At 66.3% G+C, this 13,970-nt stretch carries 12 protein-coding genes and 1 tRNA gene; 5 read left to right on the forward strand and 8 right to left on the reverse strand.

Going from position 1 to position 13,970, the window contains the following annotated elements:
• Positions 1-34: 34 nt before the first annotated feature.
• Positions 35-691, forward strand: coding sequence for a tRNA (5-methylaminomethyl-2-thiouridine)(34)-methyltransferase MnmC2 (gene mnmC2 / locus E3U25_RS17755; RefSeq protein ID WP_116222027.1), 657 nt, complete (start codon positions 35-37; stop codon positions 689-691).
• On the opposite strand, the gene E3U25_RS17760 is transcribed toward mnmC2, so the two are convergent.
• Positions 688-1,404 (reverse strand): rhomboid family intramembrane serine protease, encoded by a 717-nt coding sequence (locus tag E3U25_RS17760; protein WP_166435532.1) that lies wholly within the window; start codon positions 1,402-1,404, stop codon positions 688-690. The two genes, mnmC2 and E3U25_RS17760, sit on opposite strands and share 4 nt — an antisense overlap.
• 100 nt (positions 1,405-1,504) lie before the next feature.
• On the opposite strand from E3U25_RS17760, the gene E3U25_RS17765 reads away from it, so the two are divergent.
• Entirely contained in the window at positions 1,505-2,773 is a 1,269-nt protein-coding gene (locus tag E3U25_RS17765; RefSeq protein ID WP_116222025.1) for a 4-aminobutyrate--2-oxoglutarate transaminase, read from the forward strand.
• A gap of 284 nt (positions 2,774-3,057) precedes the next feature.
• Here E3U25_RS17765 and E3U25_RS17770 read toward each other — a convergent pair whose 3' ends face one another.
• The 5 genes from E3U25_RS17770 to E3U25_RS17790 all read right to left on the reverse strand — a co-directional run bounded on the left by E3U25_RS17770 (position 3,058) and on the right by E3U25_RS17790 (position 5,907).
• A complete protein-coding gene (locus E3U25_RS17770) occupies positions 3,058-4,014 on the reverse strand; it encodes an acetyl-CoA carboxylase carboxyltransferase subunit alpha (protein WP_116222024.1) in 957 nt (318 codons plus the stop codon).
• Between the two features lie 72 nt (positions 4,015-4,086).
• Entirely contained in the window at positions 4,087-4,527 is a 441-nt protein-coding gene (locus tag E3U25_RS17775; protein ID WP_072461677.1) for a molybdenum cofactor biosynthesis protein MoaE, read from the reverse strand.
• Between the two features lies 1 nt (position 4,528).
• Positions 4,529-4,780, reverse strand: a complete 252-nt coding sequence (gene moaD / locus E3U25_RS17780) for a molybdopterin converting factor subunit 1 (RefSeq protein ID WP_036759065.1) — start codon at positions 4,778-4,780, stop codon at positions 4,529-4,531.
• Positions 4,770-5,399: a CDP-diacylglycerol--glycerol-3-phosphate 3-phosphatidyltransferase gene (gene pgsA / locus E3U25_RS17785; protein ID WP_036758991.1), complete on the reverse strand. Its 630-nt coding sequence runs from the start codon at positions 5,397-5,399 to the stop codon at positions 4,770-4,772. Before pgsA ends, moaD begins: the two co-directional genes overlap by 11 nt.
• A gap of 67 nt (positions 5,400-5,466) precedes the next feature.
• Positions 5,467-5,907 (reverse strand): MerR family transcriptional regulator, encoded by a 441-nt coding sequence (locus tag E3U25_RS17790; RefSeq protein ID WP_116222023.1) that lies wholly within the window; start codon positions 5,905-5,907, stop codon positions 5,467-5,469.
• Positions 5,908-6,000: 93 nt separating this feature from the next.
• Between E3U25_RS17790 and E3U25_RS17795 the strand changes: the two genes are divergently transcribed.
• The 3 genes from E3U25_RS17795 (at position 6,001) to E3U25_RS17805 (ending at position 10,558) form a co-directional block, all read left to right on the forward strand.
• Positions 6,001-8,217 (forward strand): heavy metal translocating P-type ATPase, encoded by a 2,217-nt coding sequence (locus E3U25_RS17795; RefSeq protein ID WP_116222022.1) that lies wholly within the window; start codon positions 6,001-6,003, stop codon positions 8,215-8,217.
• 279 nt (positions 8,218-8,496) lie between these two features.
• A complete protein-coding gene (locus E3U25_RS17800; RefSeq protein ID WP_208861601.1) occupies positions 8,497-8,985 on the forward strand; it encodes a hypothetical protein in 489 nt (162 codons plus the stop codon).
• A 1,360-nt stretch (positions 8,986-10,345) separates the two neighbouring features.
• Positions 10,346-10,558, forward strand: coding sequence for a hypothetical protein (locus E3U25_RS17805; RefSeq protein WP_140848908.1), 213 nt, complete (start codon positions 10,346-10,348; stop codon positions 10,556-10,558).
• Between the two features lie 357 nt (positions 10,559-10,915).
• Here the strand turns inward: E3U25_RS17805 and E3U25_RS17810 are convergent.
• Positions 10,916-10,991, reverse strand: a tRNA-Ala gene (locus E3U25_RS17810).
• Positions 10,992-11,115: 124 nt separating this feature from the next.
• Positions 11,116-13,944: an aminomethyl-transferring glycine dehydrogenase gene (gcvP, locus tag E3U25_RS17815; protein ID WP_116222020.1), complete on the reverse strand. Its 2,829-nt coding sequence runs from the start codon at positions 13,942-13,944 to the stop codon at positions 11,116-11,118.
• Positions 13,945-13,970: the final 26 nt, after the last annotated feature.

Consider the following 13,970-nt stretch of genomic DNA (forward strand, 5'->3'; position numbering starts at 1 on the left):
CCGCATCTGCCGCTGCAAAGAGGAGTTAGCGCGAATGCAGCCGTCCGACCAGAGCAGCGCCGATCTGGACTGGCGCGAGGGCGCGATCCCCGTCTCGCGCCGCTTCGACGATCCCTATTTCAGCCTGAACGGCGGGCTCGACGAAACGCGCCACGTCTTCCTGGCCGGCAACGACCTGCCCCAGCGGCTGCGGCCGGGCTTTCACGTGGCCGAGCTGGGCTTCGGCACCGGGCTGAACCTGCTGGCGCTGGCCCAGGTCGCCACCGTGCCGATCCGCTTCACCAGCTTCGAGGCCTTCCCGATGAGCAGGGGCGAACTGGCCCGCGCCCATGCCGCCTTTCCCGAACTGGAGCCGCTGGCGCACCAGCTGCGCGACAATTGGCCGCAGCCGCGTTTCACCCTGGGCACCGTCGCGGCCGAGATCATCCGCGCCGATGCCCGCGACGCGCTGCCGCGCTGGCAGGGCCGCGCCGATGCCTGGTTCCTCGACGGCTTCTCGCCCGCGCGGAACCCCGAGCTTTGGGGCGAGGCGCTGATGGCCGAGGTGGCGGCCCATACCGCGCCGGGCGGCACCTTCGCCACCTATACCGCGGCGGGCCATGTGCGCCGGGCGCTGGCGGCGGCGGGCTTCGCGGTCAGCCGCGCCCCCGGCTTCGCCGGCAAGCGCCACATGAGCCGCGGCCAGCTCTAGCGCCGCACCCGCGGGATGCGCGAGGGGGCATAGCTCGGTGCATGCGGCGGCCGGCCATGGGTGCGCCGCCAGAAGCCCGGCCCGCCCCGGCGCAAAAAGACCGGCACCGCCAGCACGATCCCGGCCAGGAAACCGGCGGCATGGGCGACATAGGCCACGCCGTCGTCGACCATGCTGGCACTGGCCAAGAGCTGGATGCCGAACCAGGCCAGCAGCAGCACCCAGGCCGGGATGGTGAAGCGGCGGATGATGACGATGATGATGGCGATCACGTCGACGCGGGCGCGCGGGAACATCAGCAGGTATCCCCCCATCACCCCAGCGATGGCGCCCGAGGCGCCGACCATGGGAATGTCGCCCATCGGAACCGCGGCGATCTGCGCCCCCGCCGCGGCAAGCCCGCAGGCCAGGTAGAAGACCAGGAAGCCCAGCCCGCCCATCTGGTCCTCGAGGTTGTCGCCAAAGACCCACAGGAACAGCATGTTGCCGGCGAGATGCAGGATCCCGGCATGCAGGAACATATGCGTGGCCAGCCCCCAGAGCCATTCGCCATGGGCGATGGCGACCGGGTAAAGCGCCAGCCGGTGCCACAGCCCGACCTGCCCGCCCGCCCAGGGCATGGTGATCAGGAACATCGCCACGTTCAGCAGGATCAGCGCATGGGTGACATAGGGCGTGCGCGCCGAGGGGTTATGGTCGCGGATCGGGAACATGGCCACAGCCTGAAGCATCGCATGGGTGCGCGCAAGCGGGCCTGTTCGGATCGCCGGGCCGCGTATAGCATCACCTGCGAATCGCATCGAGGAGGGGCCGATGACCAGCCTGACCGACCGCAGGAACGCCGCCATCTCGCGCGGGGTGGGCATGACCACGCAGGTCTATGCCGAGCGCGCCGAGAATGCCGAGATCTGGGACAAGGACGGCAATCGCTATATCGACTTCGCCGCCGGCATCGCCGTGGTCAATACCGGCCACCGCCACCCGCGGGTGGTCGAGGCGGTGAAGGTGCAGCTCGACCGCTTCACCCATACCTGCCACCAGGTCGTGCCCTATGAAAACTACGTCGCCCTGGCCGAGCGGCTGAACGCGCTCGTCCCCGGCGAGGGGCCAAGGAAGACCGCCTTCTACACCACCGGCGCCGAGGCGGTCGAGAACGCGGTCAAGATCGCCCGCCACCACACCGGCCGCGCCGGCGTCATCGCCTTTGCCGGCGGCTTCCATGGCCGCACCTTCCTGGGCATGTCGCTGACCGGCAAGGTCCAGCCCTACAAGGCCGGGTTCGGACCGATGATGAACGACATCTGGCACCTGCCCTTCCCGAACCAACTGCACGGCGTCACGGCCGAGGACGCGCTGGCCGCGCTCGACCGGCTGTTCAAGGCCGACATCGACCCCTCGCGCGTCGCCGCCATCATCGTCGAGCCGGTGCAGGGCGAGGGCGGCTTCTACGAAGCGCCGCCGGGCTTCATCCAGCGCCTGCGCCAGATCTGCGACCAGTATTCCATCCTGCTCATCGCCGACGAGGTGCAGACCGGCTTCGCCCGCACCGGCAAGCTGTTCGCGATGGAACACCACGGCGTCGCCGCCGACCTGACCTGCATGGCCAAGGGGCTGGGCGGCGGGCTGCCGATCAGCGCCGTCACCGGCCGCGCCGACGTCATGGACAGCCCGGCGCCGGGCGGCCTGGGCGGCACCTATGCCGGCAACCCGCTGGCGGTCGCCGCCGCCCATGCCGTGCTGGACGTGATCGCGGACGAGGGGCTTTGCGACCGCGCCACCCGCCTCGGCCAGCGGCTCAAGCAGCGCCTGGCCGGGATCGCCGAGACTGTGCCCGAGATCGTGGACATCCGCGGCCCCGGCTTCATGAACGCGGTCGAGTTCAACATCGCCGGCACCGACAGGCCCAGCCCGGATTTCGCCAACCGCGTCCGGGAAGAGGCGCTGGCGCGCAAGCTGATCCTGCTGACCTGCGGTGTCCATGGCAATGTGATCCGCTTCCTCGCGCCGCTGACCATCCCCGACGCGGTCTTCGACGAGGCGCTGGACATCCTCGAGGCATCCATCCAGGCCGCCCGCGGCTGATTGCGCGCTTTCACCGTTTCGCAAATACTCCTGCGGCCGCGCCCAGGGGCAGCGTCGGCTGGGTATTTGGAAAACGGAAAGAACCGCCCCGCAAACCGCGGCGCGCCCGGTGCTTCTTCGTTGTCCAAATACCCATGCGGCAGCGCCAGCGGGCACTGCCGCATGGGTATTTGGACAACAGAGAAGATACGAAGGTTCGGCACCGGATCATGACGAGCCGGACCGGGGAGGCGTCGTACGCCTGTTTTCGTTTTTCGACTAGCCGACCAGAAGGCGGCGGGCGTTCAGGCCAGCGCCTTCGAGCCCATGGCCAGGAATTTCTGCCGCCGGTCGCGGATCAGCTCGACGGGCTTCCGGCCGGACAGCTCGCCCAGCATGGCCGCGATCGCCTCTCCCACCGCCGCGACCGCCTCGGCGGGTGCGCGCTGCGCACCGCCCATGGGTTCGGCGATGATGCGGTCGATTACCTCGAGCTTCTTCAGATCCTGCGCCGTCAGCTTCAGCGCATGCGCCGCCTCGCGCATCTTCTCGGCATCCTTCCACAGGATCGAGGCGCAGCCCTCGGGCGAGATCACCGAATAGATCGAATGTTCCAGCATGGCGATGCGGTTCGCCGTAGCAAAGGCCACCGCCCCGCCCGAGCCGCCCTCGCCGATGATGACCGAAACCAGCGGCACGCCGATCTGCAGGCATTTCTCGGTCGAGCGGGCGATGGCCTCGGACTGCCCGCGTTCCTCGGCGCCCTTGCCGGGATAGGCGCCGGGCGTGTCGACCAGCGTGATCACCGGCAGGCGGAAGCGGTCGGCGACATCCATCAGCCGGATCGCCTTGCGATAGCCCTCGGGGCGGGCCATGCCGAAATTGTGAAAGATGCGCGACTTGGTGTCGTTGCCCTTTTCATGGCCGATGACGACGCAGGGCTGGTCCTTGAACCGCGCCAGCCCGCCCATGACCGCGTGATCCTCGCCAAAGGCGCGGTCGCCGGTGAGCGGCGTGTATTCGGTGAAAAGCGCCTCGATGTAGTCGCGGCAATGCGGCCGTTCGGGGTGGCGGGCGACCTGCGTCTTGCGCCAGGGATCGAGCTGCCGGTAGAGGTCGCGCAGCATCTCCTCGGCCTTGCGGTCCAGGGCCGCCGCCTCCTTTTCCAGATCGACGCCCTCGCCCTTTCGGGCCAGCGCCCGCAGTTCCTCGGCCTTGCCTTCAAGATCGGCAAGGGGCTTTTCGAACTCCAGGTAAGTCATGCAGGGCTCCGCGCTGTCATCCGGTCGTCTGGTCCGCGCCCTATATGATCGCCGCAGGGCGGGATTGCAACGTCAGCCTTGCCACCGCGACAGCGCGTCCTCGTCCTCGGCTCGGGCATCGACCCAGGCGCCGGGGCCGTCCGGGCCGATCTCGCGCTTCCAGAAGGGGGCGCGGGATTTCAGCCAGTCCATCAGGTATTCCGCCGCCTCGAAGGCCGCCGCGCGGTGGCGGGCGGCGGTGGCGACCATCATGATCGGCTCGCCCACCGCCAGCCGGCCATGGCGGTGCAGGATGCGCCAGTCGTCCAGCGCAAAGCGCCGCGCTGCCTCTTGGCCATAGGCGGCCAGCGCCTTTTCGGTCATGCCGGGGTAATGCTCGATCTCCAGCGCGACCAGCCGGCCGCCTTCGTCACGCACAAGCCCGGTGAAGGTGACGACCGCGCCCGAGCCCGCGCCGAAGCCCGCCAGTTCGGCGGCAAGCTCGAAAGGCGCAGCCTGGACCCTGGCCGACATCTCAGCCCCCGGTCATCGGCGGGAAGAAGGCGACCTCGCGCACCCCCGCCAGGGGCGCGTCCAGGTCGGCCAGTTCCTGGTCGACGGCCACGCGCACCGCCGACAGGTCGGCCAGCGCCGTGGCATGCCATTCATCCATGGCGGCAAGCTGCGCCACCAGATCGCGCACGGTCGCGGCCTCGGTCTCGATCCGCTCGCGCGGCTGGCCGATGCGTTCGCGCAGCCAGGCGAAATACAGCACGTCAAGCGCCATGGTCATCCCTCAGGAAGGGCCGGGCCTTGGCGAAATAGTCCCAGCCGGTGATCGCGGTCAACACCGCGGCGATCCAGATCAGCGCCAGCCCGGCCTGGGTCGCCAGGTCCGACCAGTTGTCGGACCAGGGCAGGCTGGTCTCGCCCACCAGGGGCGGGTGGCCGGTTTCATAATAGTTCAGCCCGGTGCCCAGGAAAAGCACGGCGATGGCCACCATCTGCGCCGTGGTCTTCCACTTGGCAAGCTTGGTGACCTTGAGCAGCCGGGCCTTGTCGCCCAGGAATTCGCGCAGGCCCGAGACGAAGACCTCGCGGAACAGGATCACCGTCGCAGGCAGGATCAGCCAGGGATTCATGCCGGAATAGCCGGTGATGACCACCACGGCGATGATGACCATGGCCTTGTCGGCGATGGGGTCCATGGCGGCACCGAAGCGGCTTTCCTGGCCCCAGGCGCGGGCCAGGTAGCCGTCGAACCAGTCGGTCACGGCCGCGACCAGGAACAGCGCCAGCGCCGCGAAATCGGCGAACGGCCGGCTGAGGAAAAAGAACATCAGCGGCACCAGCGGCGCGGCCGCAAGTCGCAAAACGGTCAGGATATTGGGCAATGTCCAGCGCATGGGGGCAATCTAGGCTTTCGGCGCGGCGGGGGGAAGGGGGCCCGAGGCCATCAGTCGCATCCCGCTGTCAGGCCGGCTCGCCCTGCCCCGCCGCGCCGTGGTCATGGGTGCAAAGCGCATGGTTGCCCAGCACCTCGATCACCCGGCAGTCGGCGATGGTGCCGCAGGCGCATTGCGCCAGCATGCGCTGCAATTCGTCGCGCAACACCGTCAGCCGGGCGATGCGGGCATTGACCGCCGCAAGCTGGCGGCCGGCGATCTCGTCGGCGGCGGCGCAGGGGATGTCCGGCCGGTCCGACAAGCTCAGCAACTCGCGGATCGCCTCGAGCGGAAAGCCCAGGTCGCGGGCGTGGCGGATGAAGGCCAGCCGCTCTTGCACCTTCGGCGCGTAAAGCCGCTGGTTGCCCGCCGTCCGCTCGGGCTGGGGCAGCAGGCCGATCTGCTCGTAATAGCGGATCGTCGGCACCTTCACCCCGGTCGCCCGGCTGAGTTTTCCGATGGAGAGCATGAGAAACCCCTTGAAGCTCTAGTTGCTGGAGCACCTAGGTTCCCGAATCATCGAGGACAAGGGTCCGCGGTCTGCGCGGGCAGGAGATGAACGATGCGTGACGAAAATGCCGAACGGGTCGAATGGACGGTGACGGGCATGGACTGCGCCGCCTGCACCCGCAAGATCGCCGCGGCGGTCGAGCGGATGCCGGGGGTGGGCGAGGTCTCGGTCGGGCTGATGGCCGAGAAGCTGTCGCTGACGCTGCACCCGGACGGGACAAGCCGCGACCAGATCGAGGACACGGTTCGGCGCCTGGGCTTTGGCATCGCGCCGCGCGGGCAGGAGGCACCGCGCAAGAAGGCCTTCGTGCTGCCCGATGCCGCGCCTGCGGCGGCCGTGGCACCGGCAGCCGTCCCGGCCACGCATGGCCACGACCATGGCGCTGCCCGCGGCCAGAGATGGCATCGCACCGCCAAGGGCCGGCTGGTCGTCATGACCGGCGTGCTGCTGGCGGCGGCCTGGGCCTTCGAACTGCTGACCACGGCCGAATGGGGCTATTGGGCCTTCCTGCTGGCCTGCGTGATCGGCGTCGCCCCGGTGGCGCAGCGCGCCTTCGCGGCGCTGCGCATGGGCCAGCCCTTCACCATCGAAAGCCTGATGACCATCGCCGCCGTCGGCGCCCTCTTCATCGGTGCGGCCGAGGAGGCGGCGCTGGTCGTGTTCCTGTTCGCCCTGGGCGAGGTGCTGGAGGGCGTCGCCGCCGGCCGTGCGCGCGACGGCATCCGGGCGCTGGCCGATCTGGTGCCCAAGACCGCGCTGCTGGAGGTGAACGGCAAGACGCGGGAGGTTCCCGCCAACAGCCTGGAGATCGGCCAGGTCGTGCTGGTCCGTCCCGGCGACCGCATCCCCGCCGATGGCGCGATCGCCGAGGGCACGAGCGGCATCGACGACAGCCCGGTGACCGGCGAGAGCGTGCCGGTGACCAAGGGACCGGGGGACGGGGTTTTCGCCGGCTCGATCAATACCGAGGCGGCGCTGCGCGTGCGCGTCATGCGCGAGCCTGCGGACAACACCATCGCCCGCATCATCCGCCTGGTCGAGGAGGCCGAGGAAGCCCGCGCCCCCACCGAGCGCTTCATCGACCGCTTCAGCCGCTGGTACATGCCCGCCGTGGTGGCGGTCTCGGCGCTGGTGGTGCTGGTGCCGCCGCTGGCATTCGGCGCGGACTGGGGGAGCTGGATCTATCGCGGCCTGGCGCTGCTGCTGATCGGCTGCCCCTGCGCGCTGGTGATCTCGGTCCCGGCCTCGATCGCCTCCTCGCTCTCGGCCGGGGCGAAGCGCGGGCTGTTGATGAAGGGCGGCGCGGTGATCGAGGCCGCGGCCAAGGTCAACCAAGTCGCCTTCGACAAGACCGGCACGCTGACCCATGGCCGGCCGGTGGTCACCGACCTGGTGCCGGCCGCCGGCGTGGACGAGGCCGGGCTGCTGGCGGTGGCGGGCGGGGTCGAGGCCGGCTCCAGCCATCCGCTGGCGCAGGCCATCCTGGCGCGTGCCGCCGAGGCGGGCGTGGCCCCGCTGCCCGCGCGCGAGGCGCGGGCGCTGGTGGGCCGGGGGGTCGAGGCGGTCGTCGCGGACGAGCCCGCATGGGTCTCCTCGCCCCGCCATGCCGCCGAGCAGGGCGGAATCGAAGCCGATGCGATCCGCCGCGCCACCGCGCTGGAAAGCGAGGGCAAGACCGTGGTCGCGGTCTTTCGCGCGCGCCGCCCCCTGGGGTTGATCGCCATGCGCGACGAGCCGCGCGCCGATGCCGCCGAGGCGATGGCCCAGCTTCGCGCGCTGGATGTCGGCGCGGTCATGCTGACCGGCGACAACCCGCGCACCGCCGAGGCCATCGCGGGCGCCCTTGGCATGGACCATCGCGCCGGGATGCTGCCCGAAGGCAAGCTGGCCGCGATCCGCGAGATGGCCGCGCAGGGGGGCGTGATGATGATCGGCGACGGCATCAACGACGCCCCGGCGCTGAAGCAGGCGAGCGTCGGGGTGGCGATGGGCTCGGGCACCGACGTGGCGCTGGAGACGGCGGATGCGGCGATCCTGCGCGACCGGGTGGCGGACGTTCCGGCGCTGATCCGGCTGGCGCGGGCGACGATGGGCAACATCCGCCAGAACGTCGCCATCGCGCTGGGGCTGAAGGCGGTGTTCCTGGTGACCTCGGTCCTCGGCATCACCGGGCTGTGGATCGCCATCCTGGCCGACACCGGCGCGACCGTGCTGGTCACGCTCAATGCCCTGCGCCTGCTGGGCCACGACCCCGGCAAGGCGGGCTAGGGTCGATCCGCCAGGCGCGCTGCTTGTCAGGTCGGCCGCCTGGCGATCCCTCCAGGGTCGAAGGGCCGGCCCGGCGGGAAGGATCTGCCGCTTAGGCCGCGCGAACCTCCGGACATTTTGGGAATAGCGCCCGGCCACAAGCCTGATCAGGTCAAAGTTGCCCTTGCAGCATATGCGCCGCAAGATATGGCCGACAAAGGCAGAGAACCGTCCGTTCTTGAGAGCTTGAACAATAGTGACACAAGCGCACCCTTTAAAGAATATAAGATGATATTCCATATGCCGACATCGACACCTATCAAGATCGAATATCCGGGACGGTGTGAGCTAAAACGTGTCTTTGGGCGGAACAATCGCACCAGTGAACGGATCCGGATGAATTATCCGCTCCTTCCTCCAGGCATCAGTTTGAGGGCATCGCGTACGATCCAATACTACGGCCAATTTGATCAGCCGCGCATCAGCGAGATTGTTGCTGATCTGACGGCGAAGATTGGTGTCCCTCCGCTTCAGATCACCACGGTTAGGCAAAAGTATCGGCGGCAGTTTGCGAACGGCGTTCAAGTTCTCGATAGCGCTGATCAAGAGCATGAGTGCTATGAGTATATCGGCAAAGGACACGATGAGACCGGGATTAAAAACATTAATGAGAACGGCCGGCGCGATGTCGCCCCGATCATTGAATTTGGCACGGGTATTTCGGGCGATCGCGCTAAACGCATTCAGTTCGCCCTCTGGGATAATGAGCACGGCAAAGGCCAATCTTGATGCTTATTTTCAGCTCTTTGTCGATTATGCACGACGCTATCAGGAGGAAATCGGCGACACATCCTCGATCTGTGATTACCCTCATCCTGGAGGTGAACCTGTCATCTGCCCTCAATCCATCCGTGAGCCGCACCGATGTTTCGGTGCGGCCCATGTAATTATTGACTCCCCACAATACCCTAAGCCGGCATGCTGAATATCGCTGCGACACAATCAGGAGAAGGCCCATGAATTGGATTGGTAAAATCGATAGAGTTCTCTCAACCGCGTTCCTGATAAGGACGATTGTCGGTCTTATTGCCCTGCTCGCGCTGCTCCCCCCGCCATCGCCCTTGGTGACCACTTCGTAAATGAAGCCTCGAGGGAAATGATAATCGGCATCTTCAAGGAAATGAATGTGATCGAGTTCATTTTCGCCATGCGCGCGCCCACGATCCGCGCCCCTGAAACATCCAAGCCGATCATGGGGCTGACAAGCCTTTCCATCTAGATCTTGCCTGTAGCTGTTTTTGGCGGCGCCGCTATTTCTGCCATAAGCAACGCAAATCACTACGTTGCGATGCTTGACCTGGTTTCCGCTCCCGCAGCGATAGCCCTATCGATCGGCTGACTACCGGCATGTCCGACCTTAACGGCTACACTGGGAATTATATAATCACTTCTGGCGGGGCGAGTTATTCTGAGTGGGCGACCAGAATATACGATACTGGTATAGCTGCCGGATGTCAGATGATCTTGGAAGGCTGCCAAAGCCGATCTATCCACACTGGGGAATGGTGTTAGCGCATTTTTCTACCATTATCCTATTTACTTTATTCATGTCGCGCACGTTCGTGGCGCGGTAAAAAATCGTTCAAAGGGATAAAATCAAAAACTACACCCAAGAGGGCAAAAAATAAACCGCCGAGCTAAAAACAGGAGAAAACCTTGATCGGAAAAGGCGCCGCAACGGTAAGGATGAAAGCAGCTTCGCGATCGTATAGCCTGAAAGGCTCGTCAACTGCGATGGGAAAATTCCGCAATCTCTGCACTTAGAACCTGACACTTCAATGAAAGGCGGCCGTGGAATAAACCCACACCCACCTTTTTCGTTATCCAAATACAAGAATGGATATGGCTCCGGTGCCGCGTGAGACGCGCGGTTAGATCATTATATCAACGTCCTGATCCAGCTGGGTTAAAAGCTCCATCAGCCGATCCGCTTGTCGTTGACTACCCAGCCCGCCTGGCTGCGCAGCACTTCAACCGCTGCGGCTTTGCCACGATCTCATCTGGCTTGTGCCGCTTCTGTGCCGTTGCACCCCTCCTTTATGGCAAAAACATACTCCGAGGTGGACGCGTTGAAAGGGGAGCTTCCGGGATGAAAACAGTGCGTTCGGAGCCACAGTCTGCATCGTCATCCCATGGTTGGCTGATCGCTACGCGGCGGGCGGGGACTGGCGCGCTGGCATGGGGGATAGGAGAGAAGATCGACGTGACGTTCCGCCGTCATGTTGTTGCTCACGGCTATGCTTCCTACCTGAATTCCACCGAAATGCAGAAGATTGGAAAAGACCCGTTCCTCGTCGCCTAAGCCATTGGCAAGTCAGATTGCACTGTGGTCAAGAGAGAGCCACCCAAGCCGTCGAAGCAGCGTACCAATCGGAAAGTGCCCGATGTGGGCAATGTCTGTGGCGTTACTTGGCTGAATGATTTCGGGTTCTATCGAGGGGTCGATTTCAGAATCAGGCGATGTGCAGGGGAATATTTGCACCCGTTGCACCGAATCGAAAGCCCCGACTTTCGCCCAATTCCATGAGGCATCGCATAGTCTGGCGAGGAAATCTTCTCGGCCTCGCCAAGACCAGAAACGTGACCGGCCTTGATGATGGGATGAATGCGGGAAACCCCACAGAAAACCCTATAAAAACATAATTCTATGCGGATTTTCTGGTGGAGCCGAGGGGAATCGAACCCCTGACCTCATCATTGCGAACGATGCGCTCTACCAACTGAGCTACGGCCCCATGGGCGTGCTATCTCGCGCAAGCGCTGGGGCTTGTCAAGGGGCCGCAAGACCTGTTTCGAAGCTTTCTGCTCTGCCCCCTGCCGCGGGAAAACCCCGCCGAAACATCGGCGGGGCAGGACGCATCACTCTGCCGCCTCGGCATAATCCTCGACCGGGGGGCAGGTGCAGACCAGGTTGCGGTCGCCATAGGCATTGTCCACCCGCCCGACCGGAGGCCAGTACTTGTCCACCCGGAAGGCGCCCGGCGGGAAACAGCCCTGCTCGCGCGAATAGGCGCGGTCCCAGTCGGCGACCAGATCCTCGACCGTATGCGGCGCATGACGCAGGGGCGACGCCTCGGCACCGATCCGGCCCTCGGCGATCTCGGTGATCTCGTCGCGGATCGCCAGGAAGGCGGTGACCAGCCGGTCGATCTCGGCCTTGGTTTCCGATTCGGTCGGCTCGACCATCAGCGTGCCGGCGACCGGCCAGCTCATCGTCGGCGCGTGGAAACCGTTGTCGATCAGCCGCTTGGCGATGTCGTCCACGGTCACGCCATGCTCCTGGAAGGGGCGGGTGTCCAGGATGCATTCATGCGCCACCCGGCCGCGATTGCCCATGAACAGCACCGGATAGGCGCCGGCCAGGCGGCTGGCGACATAATTCGCGTTCAGGATCGCGACCCGCGTCGCCTGCGTCAGCCCGGCGCCGCCCATCATCAGGATATAGGCCCAGGAGATCAGCAGGATCGAGGCAGACCCCCAAGGCGCCGCCGAGACCGCGCCCGAACCCGTCCGCGGATCGGCGGGCAGGAAGGGCGCCAGATGCGCCTTGACCCCGATGGGCCCCATGCCGGGACCGCCGCCGCCATGCGGGATGGCAAAGGTCTTGTGCAGGTTCAGGTGGCTGACATCGCCGCCAATCTCGCCCGGCCGCACCAGCCCCACCAGCGCATTCATGTTGGCGCCGTCGATATAGACCTGGCCGCCATGGTCATGGGTGATGCGGCAGACCTCGCGCAGCGTGTCCTCGAAGACGCCATGCGTCGAGGGATAGGTGATCATCACCGCCGACAGCCGGTCGCCAGCCTTCGCCGCATGTGCGGCGAAATCCTCCAGGTCGATGTCGCCGTTCGGCGCCGATTTCACCACCACGACCTTCATCCCCGCCATCTGCGCGCTGGCCGGGTTGGTGCCATGGGCGCTGACCGGGATCAGGCAGATGTCGCGATCCTCGCCGCGCGACTTGTGATAGGCGGCGATGGTCAGCAGCCCGGCATATTCCCCCTGCGCGCCGCTGTTCGGCTGCAGGGAAAAGGCGTCATAGCCGGTGATCGCGCACAGCTTCTCGGTCAGGTCGGCAAAGACCTCGTGATAGCCGGCCGCCTGGTCCTCGGGGGCAAAGGGATGCAGCGCACCGAACTCGGGCCAGGTGATCGGCATCATCTCGGCAGCGGCGTTCAGCTTCATGGTGCAGGAACCCAGCGGGATCATCGCCCGATCCAGCGCCAGGTCGCGGTCGCTGAGCCTGCGCATATAGCGCATCATCTCGGATTCCGCCCGGTTCATGTGGAAGACCGGATGGGTCAGGTAGTCGCTTTCGCGGATCAGCGCCTCGGGGATCGCGGGCGTCGCGGCCGGCCGGGCCGGGTCGGTGATGCCGAAAGCGTCCAGCACCCACGCGATCACCCCCGCATCCGTGGTCTCGTCGACCGAGATCCCGACCCGGTCGCGCCCGACCTGGCGCAGGTTGATGCCGCGATGCCGGGCGGCGGCCAGGATCCCCGCCTGCCCCACGCCCACCCGCACGGTGATGGTGTCGAAGAACGCCTCGGGCTGGACCTCGGCCCCGGCGGCGCGCAGCGCCTCGGCCAGCGTCGCCGCGTTCAGATGCACCCGCTGGGCGATGGCGCGCAGGCCGACCGGCCCGTGGAACACGGCATAGAAGCTCGCCATCACCGCCAGCAGCGCCTGCGCGGTGCAGACGTTCGAGGTCGCCTTCTCGCGCCGGATATGCTGTTCGCGCGTCTGCAGCGACAGGCGATAGGCGCGGTTGCCCTTGGCGTCGATCGACACGCCGACGATCCGCCCCGGCATGGCGCGCTTCATCTCGTCGCGGCAGGCCATGAAGCCGGCATGCGGCCCGCCATAGCCCATGGGCACGCCGAAGCGCTGCGCCGAGCCGATGGCGATGTCGGCGCCCATCGCGCCCGGCTCCTTCAGCACGCAAAGCGCCAGCAGGTCGGTCGCCATGATCGCCACCGCGCCCGCGGCATGCAGCGCCGCGATCTCGGCGGTATAGTCCCGGACCTCGCCGAAAGTGCCGGGATACTGGAAGATCGCCCCGAACACGGCCGACGGATCGCATTCCGTGCCGCGGACGATCTCGATCCCCAGCGGCGCGGCGCGGGTCTCGATCACGGCAATGGTCTGGGGATGCAGGTTCTCGCTGACGAAGAACGCAGGTGCCTTGGACTTCGCCACGCGCTGCGCCATGGCCATGGCCTCGGCGGCGGCAGTGGCCTCGTCCAGCAGGCTGGCATTGGCCACCGGCAGCCCGGTCAGGTCGGCGACCATGGTCTGGAAGTTCAGCAGCGCCTCCAGCCGGCCCTGGGCGATCTCGGGCTGATAGGGGGTGTAGGCGGTATACCAGGCCGGGTTCTCCAGGATATTGCGCTGGATCGCGGGCGGCGTCACCGTGCCGTAATAGCCCTGCCCGATCAGGCTGGTCATGACCCGGTTCCTGGCCGCCACTTCGCGCATGCGCTGCAAAAGCGCCGCCTCGGACAGCGCCGGCCAGTCCAGGGCCTCGGCCTGCCGGATGCTGGCCGGCACGGTCTGGCCGATCAGCTCATCCAGCGTCTCGGCGCCCACGACCTTCAGCATCGCCGCCATCTCGGCCGGGGACGGCCCGATGTGGCGGCGATTGGCGAAATCGTCGGGATCATAGTCGGTCGGGGTCCATTTACCCATCACTGGCCTCGATGCATCAGTATATC

The sequence above is a fragment of the Paracoccus versutus genome (assembly GCF_029909795.1).
GTDB classification, from domain to species: domain Bacteria; phylum Pseudomonadota; class Alphaproteobacteria; order Rhodobacterales; family Rhodobacteraceae; genus Paracoccus; species Paracoccus versutus.